Genomic DNA, 17,556 nt, shown 5'->3' with positions numbered 1-17,556 from the left:
CCGTCCTCAGACGATCGCCGCTTCGCTGGGGTTCGCGTCAGTGCCCGTGGTGGTCGCCGTCGTCGCGGCGCTCCCCATCCTGGCCCTGCTCGTGCTGCGGCTCGTCGCCGTGCTCGTCGTCTTGCGGCGCCGGCTCGTCCTGCGCGGCAGGCTGCTCGCCTGCGGTCTCGTCGCCGGCGGGACCGGGGGTGTAGGAGGGCGCCTCGTCCGTGAAGAACGCGCGAGCGGCTGCGGCGAGCGACGCGCTGACGGCGGCGGCGCGCGGATCCTCGTCGTGGTCGATCTCGCCCTGGGTCACGTCCTCGAGGTCGTCGTCCTCGTCGGACGTCTCGTCGAGGATGACCTGGATCTCCTGCGTGCGCCCTTCGGCGAGAGCGGCGAAGATCTCGATCCCGGCGATCTCCGTGGTCTCGGTGCTGGGTTCCGGCGAGGCGAACTCGTCCTCAGCGGGCGGCGTCGTGATCACGGTCGTCGCCGCCGTGGGAGCGTCGTCGACGTGGTCCGTCTCCGCGCCCGCGTCCTCGCGCTCGTCCGCGGGCCCGTCCTGGCCCTCGTCGGCGGCGTCGGAGGCCTGCGGAGCCGACGGCACACCGGTGATCAGATCGTCGAAGGACACCGGTGCGGCGTCCGGGATCGTCAGCGCGGCGGTCTCGAAGGATCCGAGTGCCGCGGAGCCGTCCTCGCCGGCGTCGGCGGCGCGCGTGAGAGGCGCGTCCTGCGCGTCGGCTCCCTCATCATCGGGCGCGTCGTCGGCGTCGTCCTGAGGCGCGTCCCCCGGCGTGTAGTCGGCGACGATCGGAGCGGTCAGCGCGACGCCTGCGGCGATGGCGGTGTCGTCGGGGGCGTCCTCCGACGACGCGTCCTCCTCGGCGGCGGACTCTGCCTGGTCCTCAGCGGTGTGCTCGGACCCGCCGTCCTCCGCGTGAGCGTCGCTTTCCGCGTGCTCGTCGCTCTCGGCGGCGGGCTCAGCGGATCCCTCCTCAGCGGATCCCTCATCACCGGAGTCGTCGGAGTCGGAGGCGTCGGCCTCTTCATCGCCCTCGGATCCGTCCTGGTCGGCAGGGCTCTCGTCTGCGTCGTGTTCGTCGGAGCCGGAGGATGCGGTCTCGTCGTCGCTCTCGGCGCCGTCCTCGACGGCCGTGAGAGTCGCATCCTCGGGCGCCGCTTCTCCGCCGTCGGTCTCGGAACCGTCCGCCGCAGCCTCGGAGCCGTCCGCCGCCGCCTCGGAATCGTCCGTCTCGGAACCGTCGGTCGCCGTCTCGGAATCGTCGGTCTCGGATCCTTCGACCTCGGATCCGGCAGCGTCCTCGTCCTGGTCGGCCGCCGACTGCGCGGCGGCGAACTCGGCGGCCTCACGACGCGTGGTCGGAACGGCGGACGCGCCCTCCGCCGGGGTGCCCGCGGAGTCGAACAGGCCGGCGACACCGGCGGTCGCGGCTGCCACCACCGGCACGGCGGCGGCAGCACCGAACAGCCCCGCGGTCGGAATGGCCTCGGTCGCTCCCGGAGCTTCCGCGCCCTCATCCGCGGCATCCGCGCCGGCGCCGGCATCGGCCGCGACAGACTCTTCGGGTGCCGCCTCGGGCGCGCCGACGATCGGCACCGCACCCGTCGTGGAGTCGCGACGGCCGTGCACGAGGTCGAGGAAGACCTCCTCGAGGCTCGGTCCGCGCTGCAGCAGCGTGGTGAGCGCAAGGCCCGCCGACGCGGCGACCGCGCCGACGGCGGCGGCATCCGTGTTGTGCACGGTCAGACCGGAGCGCAGCACGTCGAAACTCAGCCCGGCGTTCTGCAGGGCGCCGGCAAGGGCCGCACGGTCATCGGCGTCGACGACGACGGATCCCGTGGTCGGATCCGAGAGCTTGCCGATGCTGTCGGCGTAGACCAGACGGCCCTTGGACAGCACCAGCACGTTGTCGGCGATCTGCTCGATCTCGCTCAGCACGTGCGAGGAGACGAGCACGGTCCGGCCCTCGTCCGCGAGGCGGCGCATGAGCAGGCGCATCCAGCGGATGCCCTCGGGGTCGAGCCCGTTCGCCGGCTCGTCGAGCACGAGCGCACCGGGGTCGCCGAGCAGTGCGCCGGCGACGCTGAGCCGCTGGCGCATGCCGAGGGAGTAGGCGCCGATGCGCGTCTCGGTCTCGTTCTGAAGGCCCACCAGGGCGAGCACCTCATCGACGCGGGCGAGAGGGATGCCGTTCGCCTTCGCGGCGATGGACAGCTGCCGGGGCGCGGTGCGACGAGGACGGTAGACCGCCTCCTCGAGCACGGATCCGATGGTGCGCAGGGGGTGGCGCAGCTCGGAGTGAGCGATGCCGCCGATGGTGGCGGTGCCGGAGCTCGGGCGGATCTGCCCGAGCATCATCCGCAGCGAGGTGGTCTTGCCGGCGCCGTTCGGCCCGAGGAACGCGGTCACCGCACCGGGTTCGATGCGGGCGGAGAGGTCGTCGACAGCGGTGAGAACGCCGAAGCGCTTCGTCGCATGCGAGAACTCGAGCACTTGTCCGTCGGTCATCCGCGGCCTCTCATCGATACAGCAGTACGCCTCTATCCTGCCGGATGGGGAGGGAAAACGCAGGTTGATCCGGGGCATTCCGCCCAATGCGGGGGCCGGTCCTCCCGCCGCGCGAGCGAGAATGCGCGCTCCGTCCACCCGGTCGCCGGCGCCCCGGACGGAGGATCGTGCGCGGTAACGTGGCATCCGTGAGCACCGTCGAAGACGCCCAGGGATCCGCCGCCGCAGACGCCGAGGTGCTCGTGCGCGCCGAAGGCGCGCTGGGCTGGATCACGCTGAACCGTCCGCGCGCGCTCAACGCCCTGAATGTGGGGATGATCCGCGCGGTGCACGCGGCGCTCGACGCGTGGCGCGACGACAGCGATGTCGAGATCGTCTACATCGACGGGGCGGGGGACCGCGGCCTGTGCGCCGGCGGCGACGTGCGCGAGCTGCATCGCCAGATCACGGCGGGACGCAGCGCGGACACGGTGGAGTTCTTCCGCGAGGAGTATGCGATGAACGCGGCCATCGCGGAGTACCCCAAGCCCATCGTCGCGATCGCCGACGGCATCACGATGGGCGGCGGCATCGGGGTCGCCGGGCACGCGGCGATCCGCGTCGTCACCGAGCGCTCGCAGCTGGCGATGCCCGAGGTCAGGATCGGCTTCACGCCCGATGTCGGGGGTACCTGGCTGCTCGGCCGCGCCCCGGGACGCCTCGGCGAGTTCCTGGCCCTCACCGCGGGAACCATGAACGGATCCGATGCGCTCTACGCCGGGTTCGCCGACTTCTGGGTGCCGTCCGAACGGCTCGACGCGCTGCGCGACGCGCTCGCGCACCGGGCGGATCCGACCGGGCCGAGCGAGATCGTGATGCTGTTCGACGAGACGCCGGATCCGTCCCCGCTGTCCATGCAGCGGGCGTGGATCGACGAGGCGTTCTCCGCCGGCACGGTGCCGGAGATCATCGCGCGCCTCCGCGCGATCGCTTCCTCCGGCGCCGTCGAGGGAGAGGAAAGGTCGCAACGGGTCGGCCCCACGCCCGCGGAGACCGCGGACCTGCTCGAGTCCCTCGCGCCGACCGCGCTCGTCGTGACGCTCGACGCCGTGCGCGAGGCCCGTGCGATGGAGTCCGTTCGCGACGCGCTGGCGGGCGAGTACCGTCGCGTGCTGTGGTTCGTGCACCACCACCCCGACCTCGTCGAGGGGATCCGCGCCCAGCTGGTCGACAAGGACCGCGATCCGCACTGGGATCCGCAGACCCTCGCCGACCTCGCCCCCGATGCGGGCGCCGATGCACGGGACTACGTACCGCCGATTCCGCTCTGGAGCTGATGCGTTCCCCGTGCCCGAGGTTTCTTAACCGGATCCGGAAATCTCGGCGCGAGCAGGGATTCGTTTCGCCCTCAGCGAAGATCTGAGTCGATCCTCCTCAAGGGGGATGTGAATGTCCGTGCCTCGTGGCAGGGTGTTTCGTGGTCGTTCATCGGCTCATCCCCCTTCCCCTTGGGAAGCCCGCTCCCACAAGGAAAGTCCGCCTGTGCTCGGAAAGATCCTCTTCCGCTATCTGAAGCGTTACAAGTGGCTGCTGCTCGGCGTGCTGGTGTTCCAGTTCGGCAGCGCCTTCGCCTCGCTGTACCTGCCGCGCCTGAACGCCGACATCATCGACAAGGGCGTCGCCAACGCCGACACCGCCTACATCTGGTCGCACGGCGGGCTCATGCTCGCGGTCTCGCTCGGCCAGATCATCGCCTCGGTGATCGCGACCTTCTTCGCCGCGCGCGCGGCGATGAGCCTCGGCCGCGACATCCGCGCCGACGTGTTCGCCCGCGTGAGCGGCTTCTCCGAGCGTGAGGTCTCTCAGTTCGGCGCCGGATCCCTGATCACGCGCAACACGAACGACGTGCAGCAGGTGCAGATGCTGGCGATGATGGGCTCGACGATGTTCATCACCGCCCCACTGCTCGCGATCGGCGGCATCATCATGGCGCTGCAGACCAACCTGGGCCTGAGCTGGCTCATCGCCGTCTCGGTGCCCGCGCTGCTCATCGTGGCCGGCATCATCATCGGCCGCATGGTCCCGCTGTTCCGCAGCTACCAGGGCAAGCTCGACAACGTCAACCGCATCATGCGCGAGCAGCTGACCGGCGTCCGCGTCGTGCGCGCCTTCGTGCGCGAGCGCATCGAGGAGGAGCGCTTCCGCGGCGCCAACACCGACATCATGGTCGTCGGTCGCAACGTCGGATCGCTCTTCGTCCTGTTGTTCCCGCTGTTCATGCTGATCCTGAACGTCACCATCGTGGGCGTGATCTGGTTCGGCGGCATCGAGGTCAACAACGGCACGGTCGAGGTCGGCACGCTGTTCGCCTTCATGCAGTACATCGGCCAGATCATGATGGGCATCATCATGTCCAGCTTCATGGCCATGATGATCCCGCGCGCCGCGGTCTCCGCCGAGCGCGTCGGCGAGGTGCTGGACGCCGAGCAGAGCATGACCCGGCCGGAGAACGGCGTGAAGACCTTCCCGGTCCCGGGATCCGTTGCCTTCGACGACGTCTCCTTCACGTACCCCGGTGCCGAGTCGCCGGTGCTGCACGGGATCAGCTTCGCGGCGGAGCCCGGCGAGACGGTCGCGATCGTCGGATCCACGGGCGCGGGCAAGACCACGCTGATCTCGCTCATCCCACGTCTGTTCGACGTCACCGGAGGCGCCGCCTTCGTCGGCGGCACGGACGTGCGCGAGGCCGACGTGGATGCGCTGTGGAAGAGCATCGGTCTCGTGCCCCAGCGTCCGTTCCTGTTCAGCGGGACGATCGCCTCCAACCTGCGCTACGGGCGTGAGGACGCGACGGACGAGGAGCTGTGGGCCGCGCTCGACATCGCCCAGGCCAGGGACTTCGTCTCGGAGATGCCGGACGGTCTGGACTCGAACATCGCCCAGGGCGGCACGAACGTGTCGGGCGGCCAGCGCCAGCGACTCGCGATCGCCCGCGCGATCATCCACCAGCCCGAGATCCTGGTCTTCGACGACTCGTTCTCGGCGCTGGACCTCACCACCGACGCCCGGCTGCGCCAGGCGCTGTGGCGGGAGCTGCCGCACGTCACCAAGATCGTCGTCGCGCAGCGCGTCTCGACCATCACCGACGCCGACCGCATCGTCGTCCTCGAGGGCGGCACCATGGTCGCCGTCGGCACGCACGAGCAGCTGCTCGGGACGAGCGACACCTATAGAGAGATCGTCGAGTCGCAGCTGGGGGTGGACGCATGAGCGACAACGTGGACAAGAAGGCCGCACGCGCGGAGCGCATGGCGGCACGCCGGGCCAAGTACGCCGGCGGATCGACCGAGACCGTCGAGATGACCGACGCCGAGAAGGAAGAGGCCGAGCAGGCCGAGAAGGCGCGCCAGCAGGGCGGCGGCATGTTCGACGGCCCCGCGCCGGGCAAGGCGAACCAGTTCGGCCCGAGCTTCAAGCGGATGATCGGGCTGCTCAAGCCCAGCGCCGTGTGGTTCGTGCTCGTCTCGATCTTCGGCGCCCTCGGTGTGGTGCTCGCCGTGGCCGCGCCCAAGGTGCTCGGCAACGCGACGAACATCATCTACGAGGGGTTCACCTCGCTGCAGCTGGGCAAGGGGCAGAACGGCTTCCCGGGGTTCCCGAAGGGCACCGACCAGGCGCAGGTCGTCGAGGCGCTGCGCGCCGCCAAGCAGAACCAGTTCGCCGACATGGTCGCGGCGTTCGGTCCGTTCAAGGTCGGCGACGGGATCGACTTCGAGCAGCTGCGCTGGGTCATCACCGCGGTCCTCGCGATCTACGTCGGATCCGCGCTGCTGAGCTGGATCCAGGGCTACGTCATCAACGTCATCATGGTGCGCACGATGTGGCGCCTGCGTGAGGACGTCGAGGCGAAGATCAACCGCCTGCCGCTGTCGTACTTCGACAAGGTGCAGCGCGGCGAGCTGATCTCGCGGGTCACGAACGACATCGACAACATCACGCAGACGATGCAGCAGTCCCTTTCCGGGGCGCTCACCTCGGTGCTCACCGTGGTCGGCGTGCTCATCATGATGTTCTCGATCTCCTGGCAGCTGGCCCTCGTCGCCCTCGTGGCGCTGCCGCTCATGGCCGTGATCTTCGGCGTCATCGGGCCGCGTTCGCAGAAGGCGTTCGGGATCCAGTGGAAGAAGGTCGGACGCCTGAACGCCCGCGTCGAGGAGGCCTTCTCCGGCCACGCGCTGGTCAAGGTGTTCGGCCGTGAGAAGGACGCGCTGGACAAGTTCCAGGTCGAGAACGAGGAGCTCTACCAGGCCGCGTTCAAGGCCCAGTTCCTGTCGGGTCTGATGATGCCGGCGATGACCTTCATCGGCAGCCTGACCTACGTCGGCCTCGCCGTGCTCGGTGGACTCATGGTCGCGAGCGGGCAGCTGCGCCTGGGTGACGTGCAGGCCTTCATCCAGTACTCGCAGCAGTTCACCCAGCCGCTCAGCGAGCTGGGCGGCATGGCGGCGGTCGTGCAGTCCGGAACCGCCTCGGCCGAGCGCGTGTTCGAGCTGCTGGACGCGGAGGAGCAGGATCCCGACGCCGAGGACGCACCCACCGTCACCGACGGCAAGGGCGTCATCGAGTTCGAGCACGTCGCGTTCTCCTACACCGAGGATCGCCCGCTCATCACGGATCTGTCGTTCCGCGTGGAGCCCGGCCAGACGGTCGCGATCGTCGGCCCGACCGGCGCGGGCAAGACGACGCTGGTGAACCTCATCATGAGGTTCTACGAGCTGAGCGGCGGGCGGATCCTTCTCGACGGGCAGGACATCGCCCAGATGGAGCGCTCCGACCTGCGTTCGCGCACCGGCATGGTGCTGCAGGATCCGTGGCTGTTCGCCGGCACGATCCGGGAGAACATCCGCTACGGCCGTTCGACCGCGACCGATGACGAGGTCATCGACGCCGCCAAGGCGACGTACGTCGACCGCTTCGTGCACGCGCTCCCCGAGGGCTATGAGACGAAGCTCGACGAGGACGCCTCGAACGTCTCGGCCGGTGAGCGCCAGCTGATCACGATCGCCCGTGCGTTCGTCGCGCAGCCGTCGATCCTCATCCTGGATGAGGCCACGTCGGCCGTCGACACCCGCACCGAGCTGCTGCTGCAGCACGCGATGGCGGCCCTGCGGAACGGGCGCACGTCGTTCGTGATCGCGCACCGTCTGTCCACCATCCGCGACGCCGACCTCATCCTCGTGATGGAGCACGGCGACATCGTGGAGAAGGGCAACCACGAGGAGCTCATCGCGGCCCAGGGTGCGTACTGGCGGCTGTACCAGTCGCAGTTCGAGCAGGCCGCGAGCGACACCGACGCCGACGAGGCGCTCGTCACCGGGACCGTCACGGTTCCGGTGGAGGGTTCGGTCGCGTCCGAGGTCGAGGCCGGTGCCGCCGCCGTGATCGGATCCGGGACCGCCCCGGTCGCGGTCGCCGAGCGCGTCATCGAGTCGGCCGAGTCGCCGGAGACCCCGTTGTGGGAGAGCGAGGACGACAGGGTCTGACCCTCGTCCGCACCGACGTGAGCGCCGTCGTCCTGTTCGCAGGGCGGCGGCGCTTCCGCGTCAGTGGGGGCGACATCGCCCGGGCGGAGGCGGGATCGCCCGGGCGGAGGCGGCGTCGCCCGGGCGGAGGCGGCGGGCCGGATCCCCGTCGGGCCGGATCCCGGTCGCCGTGCGTCCCGGAGCCAGCGGCCTACTTCGTCAGGCCGAACAGCTCGAGCGGGTGGGTGAGGCGCCACCAGAGGCTCGGGCCGTGCAGGGCCGTGCGCAGCTCCAGCGGCACCGAGGCGGAATCCAGCGGGCCCTTCAGGCTGAGGGTTCCCGCCTTCTCCCCCGCCTTCCACTCGTCGCCGAGTGAGAACTTGGTGGTCGCCGTGGCCGAGGCGCCGTTCCACAGCACGACCCGGCCGTCCGCGGCGGCGACGACCTGGGTGGTCTCGCCCCAGGCGGTGTCGACCGTGCCCAGCGTGGCACCCTTGTCCACCGTCTGCGGCTGGTCCTTCAGAGCGGCCTCGATGTCGGCGTACAGCGCCCGCGAGGCATCGACCCGGCCCTGATCGCTGCCCTGTCCGAGCGCGGCGACGTAGATCCGCACGACGGTGTCGCTGTCCTTGACGTCCTTGGCCGAGAGCAGGTTGTAGCGGGTGTCGTCCCCGTCGCCGATCGTGCCGGTCTTGATTCCGACGATGCCAGCGTCGTCGATGAGTCCGTTGGTGTTCTCCACGACGCCCGCGCCGGGCAGCTCGACGCTCTTCTGCTTCACGATCCCGGCGATCACCGGGTTCTTCTCGGCGATCTGGCCCAACTGGATGAGCGCGCGCGGAGTGGCGACGTTTCCGAAGTCGAATCCGGATGGAGTGACGACGGTGATGTCGCCGAGGTCGTGCTGGCGCAGCCATTCGTTGGCGGCGGCCGCGTAGTTCTCCTCCGAGCCCCAGACCTCGCGGGCGAGCCGGTCCGCGTAGTTGTTCGCGGAACCGAGCAGGATCCCCTCGTACAGCTGATACTGCGTGAGCGACCCTCCGACGGGGACATCGAGGGCGGACTGATCCTGGCGGAGGTAGCTCCAGTACTCGTCGCTGTCGGCCTGCGTGAACGCGAACGACGGACCCTGCTCGCCGGCCTTCAGCGGCAGCTTGTCGAGCGAGGCGAGCACCGTCACCAGCTTGGTGATGCTGGCCATCGGCACCGGCTGTTCGGCCGAAGCGATCGTGCCGATGCCCTCGACACCTACGGCAGCGCTGCCCGAGCCGGGCCAGGCAGCGGCAGCCACGGGGGCGGCGGCCGGCTGGAACTGGACCGGTGAGGTGACGGGCTTCACGGCGTTGAGCGGCCAGAGCGCCGTCGTGGCGCCATAGGCCACGATCACGGCGAGCACACCGGCGAGCGGCACCAGAACGCCGGGCCGGGCGAGGCTGCGGTGAGGCGCGTCGTCGAGCAGCGCCCGGGGCGGCGCGGCGGCGGCCGTTGCCGCACCGGTGCCCACGCGAGCCACATCGACCCAGGCGAGAGCGGCGGTCGGTGTGCGATCGGGACCGCGGACGAGCGACGCCGAGGGCAGTGGCCGCGCGGTGGCGGGAGTTGCGTCGGCGGCGGTGCCCGGGAACGGCTCGGCAGTCCGCGCCGAGGAGGCAGTGGCAGTCCGGGTGGCGCGGGTGGCGACCGAGTCGGAGGGCGACGCGGTCGACGCGGTCGGCTCCGTCGCGGGCGTCGCAGCCGGGACGACGGGCGCCGGGTCTCCGTCCTTGGCGACGGGAATCGGCTCGGCGATCGGATCCTTCGAGAGGCTGGGCCGTGCGGCCTCGGCGGCCGGATCCTTCTCGGCGGCGGTAGACGCGGCGTCGACGGCCGTCCCCGTTCCTTCGAACAGCGGCGGGGAGACGGGTGCGCCCGGCGCGGGGAAGAGCGGGCGGGCGGCGGGGGAGTCCTGGGTGGGGAACAACGCCGCGGATCCGCGTCCGTCCGGGGACGTCGAGAACAGCCCTGCCGGCTCGACGGCCGACCCGTCGGTCTCCGAGCCGGGACGCTCGGCGTCGGGTGCCTCGGCGTCGACGATCTCCGGATCGACCTGGGCGGCCCCCGGACCGTCGTCATTGTTCACCCCCCTACCGTATCGGGCGCCCCTGTCAACTCGCGGGATCGGCGTGCGAGCGCGGAGTCGCCTCGCTCACCGCGCGCCCAGCGTTTCGGATCACGGGAGGCCACAGGTCGCGCCCGGCGAGCGGCGGATGGGCCGAGGGCGTCCGCGGTCGGACGACCGGTCGACTGCCTCGTCACATCACGACTGGACGGTCGCCCGCGCTCGTCCGCGGGGCTAAGATGGGCGGAATCACCACGGGAGTCCGGCGAGCCGGGCTGAGAGGGAGCGAATCGCGCTTCGACCGTCGAACCTGATCCGGATCATGCCGGCGCAGGGAGGAGCATTTCTCATGCATGCATCTGCAACCGCACAGAACGTGAACAGCGGGGCCGTCGCACGCCGCCTGAACTGGCGCGTCGTCGACATCGTCGTGGCCGCCGTGCTCGGCGTCGCGATCGGCCTGGTCTTCTGGGTCTGGAACACGATCGGCTACGCCTGGTTCACGGCGGCCGACGGCCTCACGCCGGGCCTCGGTGGCGTCGCCGTCGGGATCTGGCTGCTCGGCGGCGTGGTCGGCGGGCTCGTGATCCGCAAGCCCGGAGCCGCCCTCGTCGTCGAGGTCGTGGCGGCGATCGTCTCGATGCTGATCGGCAACATCTGGGGCGTGTCCACGGTGCTCGAGGGCATCGCGCAGGGGCTCGGCGCCGAGCTGATCTTCGCGATCTTCCTCTACCGCCGGTTCTCGCTGCCGGTCGCCGCCCTCGCGGGCGTCGCCGCCGCCGCGGGCGCCTGGCTGTTCGAGCTGTTCTACGGCAGCTCGCCGAACATCCTGAAGTCGGTCGAGTTCAATGCGATCTACCTCGGCACCCTGGTCGTGTCGGGTGCGCTGCTGGCCGGCGTCCTCGGCTGGCTGCTGGTGCGCGCGCTCGCCGCGACCGGTGCGCTGAGCCGTTTCGCCGCCGGACGCGAGCTCCGCCGCGAGGTCTGACATGACCGCGAGTGCTGCTCGCGTCGTCGCGGACGGGTGGGGCTGGCGTTACGCCGGTCGCCGCCTGCCCGCTGTCCGCGACGTGACGTTCACGATCGAGCCGGGGGAGCGGGTGCTCCTGCTCGGCGCCTCCGGTGCGGGCAAGTCGACGCTCCTGACAGGCATGGCCGGCCTGCTCGGCGATGCCGAGGAGGGGGAGCGCAGCGGATCCCTTCAGGTCGACGGCGCGGATCCGGAGAGTCAGCGCGGCAGGATCGGGCTGGTGCTGCAGGATCCCGACGCCGGTGTCGTGCTGAGCAGGGTCGGCGACGATGTCGCCTTCGGATGCGAGAACCTCGGCGTCCCCGCGGAGGAGATCCCCGCGCGCGTCAGCGAGGCCCTCGACGCGGTGGGTCTGGACGTGCCCCGGGATCGGCCGACGGCGGCGCTCTCGGGCGGGCAGAAGCAGCGGCTGGCGCTCGCCGGAGCGCTCGCCATGCGTCCGGGGCTGCTGCTGCTGGACGAGCCGACCGCCAACCTCGACCCGGACGGGGTGCGCGAGATCCGCGCGAGCGTGGAGCGGGTGGTGGAGGCGACCGGCGCGACGCTGGTGGTCATCGAGCACCGCACCGCGGTGTGGGCGGACATGATGACGCGCGTCATCGTCGTCGGGGCGGACGGCGGGCTCCTGGCCGACGGCGCCCCGGCCGAGGTGTTCGGCACGCACGGCGACGCCCTGGCCGATGCCGGTGTGTGGGTGCCGGGTCACCCGGTGCGCCTGCCGGAGCTGCCGGTGCTGTCTGCCGCGGATCCGGAGGGCGCGATCCTCACGACGCGCGATCTGGCGGTCACCCGAGATCGTCGTCGAGCCGTGCAGCACGGGCTCGACCTCGTGGTTCCCGACGGTGCGGCGACCGTGATCGTCGGTCCCAACGGGGCGGGCAAATCCACGCTCGCGCTCACGCTCGCCGGGCTCCTGGATCCGCTCGAGGGCGCCGTCGAGGCCGCCGAACGACTGCGCGGGCGGCGCGGACTGGACCCGTCGCGCTGGACGTCTCGCGAGCTGCTGACCCGCATCGGGATGGTGTTCCAGGATCCCGAGCACCAGTTCCTCGCACAGACCGTGCGCGAGGAGCTCGCGGTCGGGCCGCGTGCACTCGGCTGGGACAAGGACCGGATCGATGCCGTCGTCGACGCTCTGCTGGAGCGACTCGGACTCACCGCGCTGGCGGCGGCGAACCCGTTCACCCTGTCCGGCGGGCAGAAGCGCCGGCTCTCGGTCGCGACGGTGCTCGCCGCGGCGCCCGCGGTCGTGGTGCTCGACGAGCCGACGTTCGGACAGGACCGTCGCGGCTGGATCGGGATCGTGAGCCTGCTGCAGGAGGAGATCGCGCGCGGTACGACCGTGATCGCAGTCACTCACGACGACGACGTGATCCGCCACCTCGGCGGGCAACGAATCGGACTGACGGCGGCGGTGGCAGCGTGAGCACGGGTTTCGAAGAGCGCAAAGCGCTCGATATGTCCGTCGGAAGCAGCCATGTGCGCGCTTCGAAACCGGAGCCGGTCGGTCGCGCGTGGATCGACGGGGTCAACCCGGTCACCCGGATCCTGCTCGCGCTGCTGCTGTCGATCCCGTTGTTCGCCTCGATCGACGTCACGAGCGGGCTCGTCGCGATCGGGTTGCAGCTGCTGTGCATTCCACTCACGGGGCTCCGGTTCGGCACCGTGCTGCGCCGGCTGGCGCTGCTGCTGGTCATCGCCCCGGTCGCGGGCGTGAGCATGCTGCTCTACGCCGCCCCCGGTGGGCAGGTGTTCTTCAGCTTCGGCTTCGCCCACATCAGCGAGGCGTCGATCCAGCTCGCGATCGCGGTGTCGATCCGTGTCGTGGCACTCGGCCTGCCGACGATCCTGCTGTTCGCGCGCACGGATCCGACCGAGCTCGCCGACGCGCTCGCGCAGGTCGCTCATCTGCCCAGCCGGTTCGTGCTGGGCGTGCTCGCGGGCACCAGGATGCTCGGCCTGTTCCTGGATGACTGGCGCACGATGTCGCTCGCCCGCCGGGCACGTGGCGTGGGGGACCGCGGCGTGCTGCGGCGCTTCTTCACCATGTCGTTCGTACTGCTCGTCTTCGCCGTGCGCCGTGGGACGAAGCTGGCGCTTGCGATGGAGGCGCGCGGGTTCGGATCCGACATCCCGCGGACCTGGTCGCGGCCTTCCCGACTGTCGGCACGTGACGCCGTCGCCCTCGTCGGGGGTGCGGCGATCATGGCGCTGTCGATCGCGGCCGCCGTGCTGTTCGGCACGTTCCGGTTCGTCTGGTCATAGCGCCTGGCGTGATTTCGAGGAGCGATGTTCGCTCGTTCCGGGCCCCGGAGAGGACGAACATCGCGCCTCGAAACGGGATGAGGGTCAGCGGACGTTCCTGGGTTGAGGGGCGACCTCGTCCCCGAGGGGAACCACGAGCAGCTCCTCGATGCGGCGGCGCACGGCATCGGCCATGTCGACGGATCCGGGGTCGAGCAGCCACTGCAGCTGCAGGCCGTCCATGAGGGCGGTGAGCTCTGCGGCCGCGCGGTCCTCGTCGACCTGCGGTGCGAGATGCCCTGCGGCCCGCGCGTCCCGCAGGGCCTTCGCCGTGCCGGATCTGATCCGCTCGTAGCGCCGCACGAAGTAGTCGTGGGCGGGGTGCGAGGGGTCGGCGGCCTCGGCGGACAGCACGGCGTACAGGGCGATGATCCCGCCCACCTCGGTGTTGTGCCGGGCCAGATCGACCATGCCGCGGAGGATGCCGATGCCGTCCTGACCTTGCGAGCCGTTGCGACGGAACCGCTCGCGATCCTCGCGGTCCCTGGTCTCCAGCACCGCCTCCATGAGGGATTCCTTGGTGGGGAAGTGGTGGGCCAATCCCGCGCGGGAGATCTCGCAGACCTGCGCGATCTCGAGCATCGTGGCGCTGTTGAAGCCGACGCGTCCGAACAGGGCGGTGGCGGCGGCGATGATGCGCTCGCGCCTGGCCCGGCCCGTGGTGTATCCGCGTTCGGTCGTCATCGGTGTCCCATCGTATGCGTCTGCGGGCGCCGGAAGGGATCGCCTGCGACGCCGTGCCCGCGACCGAGGAGGTCGCTCGGACAAAAACCTACACTTGTGTCGGTTTTCATGCTAGCGTGCCATCAGCCGGATCCGAGGACGTCTCCAACGCCCCCGCCCGGCGGACCCGATCCCACCGCCCTCCCCTCAAGGACTGACAATGTCGTCGACTTCTTCTGACGCGCCTGAAGAGCTGCGTCCCCCCATCACCGAGACCACCTTCGTCGCCACCGCCTCCGGCGAGGACGACCCGCCCACACCGATCAAGGGCGTGCGGCGGCTGCTCTGGTGGATCCTGCCCTCGAACTTCGCGATCTTCCTGATCTGGGGCGCCGTGCCCGGAGTGCTGCTGCCCGAGCAGGTGCGCGTGGCGCTGGGAGACGAGGGCAAGCTCGCGAACATGGTCATCATCAGCACGATCGGCGCCTTCGTGGCGATGATCGCGCAGCCCGTCGCCGGCCAGATCTCCGACCGCACCCGCTCCCGCTTCGGGCGGCGTGCGCCGTGGATCGTGCTCGGCGCGCTCGCCGGCGCGCTGTCGCTGGTCGGGCTCGCGTTCGCGAACTCTCTGGTCGGCTTCATCATCGCGTGGTCGCTGGTGCAGATCACGTTCAACTTCGCGCAGGGTCCGCTGAGCGCCGTGCTGCCCGACCGCGTGCCGATCGCCCGTCGCGGCACGTTCGCGACGCTCTCGGGGATCGGCCTGATGATCGGCGCGCTGGGCGGATCCGTCCTCGGCGCCCTGTTCTTCCACAGCATCGCGGTCGGCTACATCGTGTTCGCGGTCTTCGCGGTGCTGGTGCTGCTCGGCTTCGTCCTGGCGAACCCCGACCACCCCAGCACGAACTTCGCCTCGGAGCCGTTCAGCTTCGTCGAGTTCCTGAAGACGTTCTGGGTCAACCCGGTCAAGAACCCCGACTTCTTCTGGGCCTTCACCGGCCGGCTGCTGCTGTACACCGGCTACTTCGGGGTGATCGGCTACCAGCTGTACATCCTCACCGACTATCTGCAGGTGAAGCAGCCCGAGACGGTCATCCCGCTCCTCGGGCTCATCAGCCTGGCCGGCGTGATCATCGCGACGGCTGTCTCGGGTCCGCTCTCCGACAGGGTCGGGCGCCGCAAGCCGTTCGTGTTCGGCTCGTCCGTGGTGATGGGTCTCGCGCTGATCCTGCCCTGGGTCTGGCCGACGCTCACGTCCTGGATGATCATGACCTTCGTGATCGGCCTCGGCTTCGGCATGTTCCAGGCGGTCGACACCGCGCTCATGAGCCAGGTGCTGCCGTCCGCCAAGAACTTCGCGAAGGACCTCGGCGTCGTCAACATCGCCGCGACCCTCCCGCAGACCCTCGCCCCGGCCGTGGGCGGTGCGATCGCCCTCTCGCTCGGCTACTGGGCGCTGTTCCCCATCGGCATCGTCCTCTCGATCCTCGGCGCCGTGTGCGTCTGGTTCATCAAGGCCACCAAGTAAGGAGACATCCATGACGGACAACGAGGTACGCTTCCCGTACCAGGATGCGTCGCTCGACATCGAGCAGCGCGTGGACGATCTGCTGAGCCGGATGGACGCCGCCGACAAGGTCGGCATGCTGTTCCACACGATGGTGTCGTTCGGGGATCCGGCCGAATCCAACCCGACCTTCGGCATCCCCTCGGCGCACTCGATGATCCGCAAGCGCCGCATGAACCACTTCAACCTGCTGGGCTCCGCGCCCGACGGGCGCGAGTTCGCGGCGTGGAGCAACGCGCTGCAGCGGTTCGCCCGTGAGGACGGACTGGGGATCCCGATCACCCTGTCGACGGACCCGCGGCACGCGTTCAGCGACAACCCGCTCACCTCGATCCTCGCCGGGCCCTTCTCCCAGTGGCCGGAGACGCTGGGCTTCGCGGCCCTCGCGTCTCCCGAGCGGCTCGAGCGCTTCGGCGACATCGCCCGCCAGGAGTACCTCGCGGTCGGGCTCCGCGTCGCTCTGCACCCGCAGATCGATCTCGCCACCGAGCCGCGCTGGTCCCGCATCAACGGCACCTTCGGTGAGAGCGCCGACCTCACCAGCGACCTCGTGGTCGGATACATCCGCGGCTTCATGGGGGCCCAGCTGGGCCACGAGTCCGTCTCGACGATGGTCAAGCACTTCCCGGGCGGCGGTCCGCAGCTCGACGGGGAGGACCCGCACTTCGAGTGGGGCAAGGAGCAGGTGTACCCGGGCGGAGCGCAGGAGTATCACCTCAAGCCGTTCATCGCGGCGATCGGCGCCGGGGCGACCCAGATGATGCCGTACTACGGCCAGCCGGTCGGCACGGACTGGGAGGAGGTCGGCTTCGGCTTCAACAAGGACGTGCTCACGACCCTGCTGCGCGATCGGCTCGGCTTCGAGGGCATCGTCTGCACCGACTGGGGCCTGCTCACCGACGCCGAGATCATGGGCACGCCGATGCCGGCCCGTGCCTGGGGCGTCGAGCACCTCACCCGCCCCGAGCGGATGGTGAAGGCGCTCGATGCCGGGATCGACCAGTTCGGCGGCGAGCTGTGCACCGACGAGCTGCTCGGTCTGCTCGCCGCGGGCACCGTCGGCGAGGATCGGCTCGACGTCTCCGTGCGGCGCCTGCTGCGGGAGAAGTTCCGTCTCGGGCTGTTCGATGCCCCGTACGTGGATGAGGAGCACGCGGCGGCCGTGGTCGGTCGTGCCGACTTCGTGCAGGAGGGGCTCGACGCCCAGAGCGACTCGCTCACCCTGCTCACGAACACCGACGCGATCCTTCCGCTCTCGCGCGGCGTGAAGGTCTACGCCGAGGGTGTCGCCGCCGAGGCGCTCGCCGGGTACGCGACCGCCGTGACCACCCCGGAGGAGGCTGACGTCGCGATCCTGCGGATCAAGGCGCCGTTCGAGGATCGCGATCGCGGCGGGTTCTCCGCGATGTTCCACTCGGGATCGCTCGAGTTCCCGGCGGAGGAGCACGCGCGCCTCACCGCGATCGCCGCGGCCGTGCCGACAGTGATCGACGTCTACCTCGACCGGCCGGCCGTGCTCGGCGGCCTCGAAGAATCGGCGCGCGCGGTGCTGGCCGACTACGGCGCTTCGGACGCGGCTGTGCTGCGGGTGCTGTTCGGCGAGCGCGGACCACAGGGATCGCTGCCGTTCGACCTGCCCCGATCGGACGCGGCTGTCGTCGCGAGCCGCTCGGACGTCGCATTCGACACCGAGAACCCGACCTTCCGGTTCGGACACGGCCTGCGGTACTGACGCCACCCCGCCCCGGGTGCCCCGAGAACTCGGGGCACCCGGCACCACGAACGCGGCCTCCTCCGGGAGGCCGCGTTCGTCATCTCGGGGTCGTTGAGCGAGCACCGACACTTCGACTCGCTTCGCTCGCTCAGTGCGGGTCTCCG

Annotated in this window: 11 protein-coding genes and 1 riboswitch; of the genes, 8 read left to right on the top strand and 3 right to left on the bottom strand. The window is 70.3% G+C overall.

Annotation, left to right across the window (positions count from 1 at the left end; all coding sequences use genetic code 11):
• Nucleotides 1-37: 37 nt before the first annotated feature.
• Nucleotides 38-2,515 (bottom strand): ATP-binding cassette domain-containing protein, encoded by a 2,478-nt coding sequence (locus tag ACFWCK_RS13100; RefSeq protein ID WP_378806253.1) that lies wholly within the window; start codon nucleotides 2,513-2,515, stop codon nucleotides 38-40.
• 188 nt (nucleotides 2,516-2,703) lie between these two features.
• Here ACFWCK_RS13100 and ACFWCK_RS13095 point away from each other — a divergent pair, with 188 nt between their 5' ends.
• The 3 genes from ACFWCK_RS13095 to ACFWCK_RS13085 all read left to right on the top strand — a co-directional run bounded on the left by ACFWCK_RS13095 (nucleotide 2,704) and on the right by ACFWCK_RS13085 (nucleotide 8,037).
• A complete protein-coding gene (locus ACFWCK_RS13095; RefSeq protein WP_378806252.1) occupies nucleotides 2,704-3,831 on the top strand; it encodes an enoyl-CoA hydratase/isomerase family protein in 1,128 nt (375 codons plus the stop codon).
• A gap of 205 nt (nucleotides 3,832-4,036) precedes the next feature.
• Nucleotides 4,037-5,764: an ABC transporter ATP-binding protein gene (locus tag ACFWCK_RS13090; RefSeq protein WP_378806251.1), complete on the top strand. Its 1,728-nt coding sequence runs from the start codon at nucleotides 4,037-4,039 to the stop codon at nucleotides 5,762-5,764.
• An 89-nt stretch (nucleotides 5,765-5,853) separates the two neighbouring features.
• The gene (locus ACFWCK_RS13085; protein WP_378806752.1) at nucleotides 5,854-8,037 is read left to right on the top strand and encodes an ABC transporter ATP-binding protein; all 2,184 of its coding nucleotides are present in this window, start codon (nucleotides 5,854-5,856) and stop codon (nucleotides 8,035-8,037) included.
• 190 nt (nucleotides 8,038-8,227) lie between these two features.
• Here the strand turns inward: ACFWCK_RS13085 and ACFWCK_RS13080 are convergent, their stop codons facing one another.
• Nucleotides 8,228-10,135 (bottom strand): D-alanyl-D-alanine carboxypeptidase, encoded by a 1,908-nt coding sequence (locus ACFWCK_RS13080; protein WP_378806250.1) that lies wholly within the window; start codon nucleotides 10,133-10,135, stop codon nucleotides 8,228-8,230.
• Nucleotides 10,136-10,358: 223 nt separating this feature from the next.
• Nucleotides 10,359-10,468, top strand: a riboswitch (TPP riboswitch).
• On the opposite strand from ACFWCK_RS13080, the gene ACFWCK_RS13075 reads away from it, so the two are divergent.
• The 3 genes from ACFWCK_RS13075 (at nucleotide 10,464) to ACFWCK_RS13065 (ending at nucleotide 13,409) form a co-directional block, all read left to right on the top strand.
• A complete protein-coding gene (locus tag ACFWCK_RS13075) occupies nucleotides 10,464-11,102 on the top strand; it encodes an ECF transporter S component (RefSeq protein WP_233312696.1) in 639 nt (212 codons plus the stop codon). It overlaps the preceding riboswitch by 5 nt.
• A 1-nt stretch (nucleotide 11,103) precedes the next feature.
• Entirely contained in the window at nucleotides 11,104-12,570 is a 1,467-nt protein-coding gene (locus ACFWCK_RS13070) for an ABC transporter ATP-binding protein (protein ID WP_378806249.1), read from the top strand.
• Between the two features lie 53 nt (nucleotides 12,571-12,623).
• Complete coding sequence (locus ACFWCK_RS13065) at nucleotides 12,624-13,409, top strand: energy-coupling factor transporter transmembrane component T family protein (protein WP_378806248.1); 786 nt, start codon at nucleotides 12,624-12,626, stop codon at nucleotides 13,407-13,409.
• Between the two features lie 84 nt (nucleotides 13,410-13,493).
• Here ACFWCK_RS13065 and ACFWCK_RS13060 read toward each other — a convergent pair whose 3' ends face one another.
• Nucleotides 13,494-14,132: a TetR/AcrR family transcriptional regulator gene (locus ACFWCK_RS13060; protein WP_233312699.1), complete on the bottom strand. Its 639-nt coding sequence runs from the start codon at nucleotides 14,130-14,132 to the stop codon at nucleotides 13,494-13,496.
• 199 nt (nucleotides 14,133-14,331) lie between these two features.
• Here ACFWCK_RS13060 and ACFWCK_RS13055 point away from each other — a divergent pair, with 199 nt between their 5' ends.
• The gene (locus ACFWCK_RS13055; protein WP_378806247.1) at nucleotides 14,332-15,639 is read left to right on the top strand and encodes an MFS transporter; all 1,308 of its coding nucleotides are present in this window, start codon (nucleotides 14,332-14,334) and stop codon (nucleotides 15,637-15,639) included.
• 10 nt (nucleotides 15,640-15,649) lie between these two features.
• Nucleotides 15,650-17,410 carry a glycoside hydrolase family 3 protein gene (locus ACFWCK_RS13050; RefSeq protein ID WP_378806246.1) on the top strand — a complete coding sequence of 587 codons (1,761 nt, stop codon included), beginning with the start codon at nucleotides 15,650-15,652 and terminating at the stop codon, nucleotides 17,408-17,410.
• Nucleotides 17,411-17,556 lie beyond the last annotated feature (146 nt).

It is taken from the genome of Microbacterium sp. NPDC060117 (assembly GCF_042729315.1).
Classification (GTDB): domain Bacteria; phylum Actinomycetota; class Actinomycetes; order Actinomycetales; family Microbacteriaceae; genus Microbacterium.
This window is presented reverse-complemented; position numbering and strand designations above follow the sequence as displayed.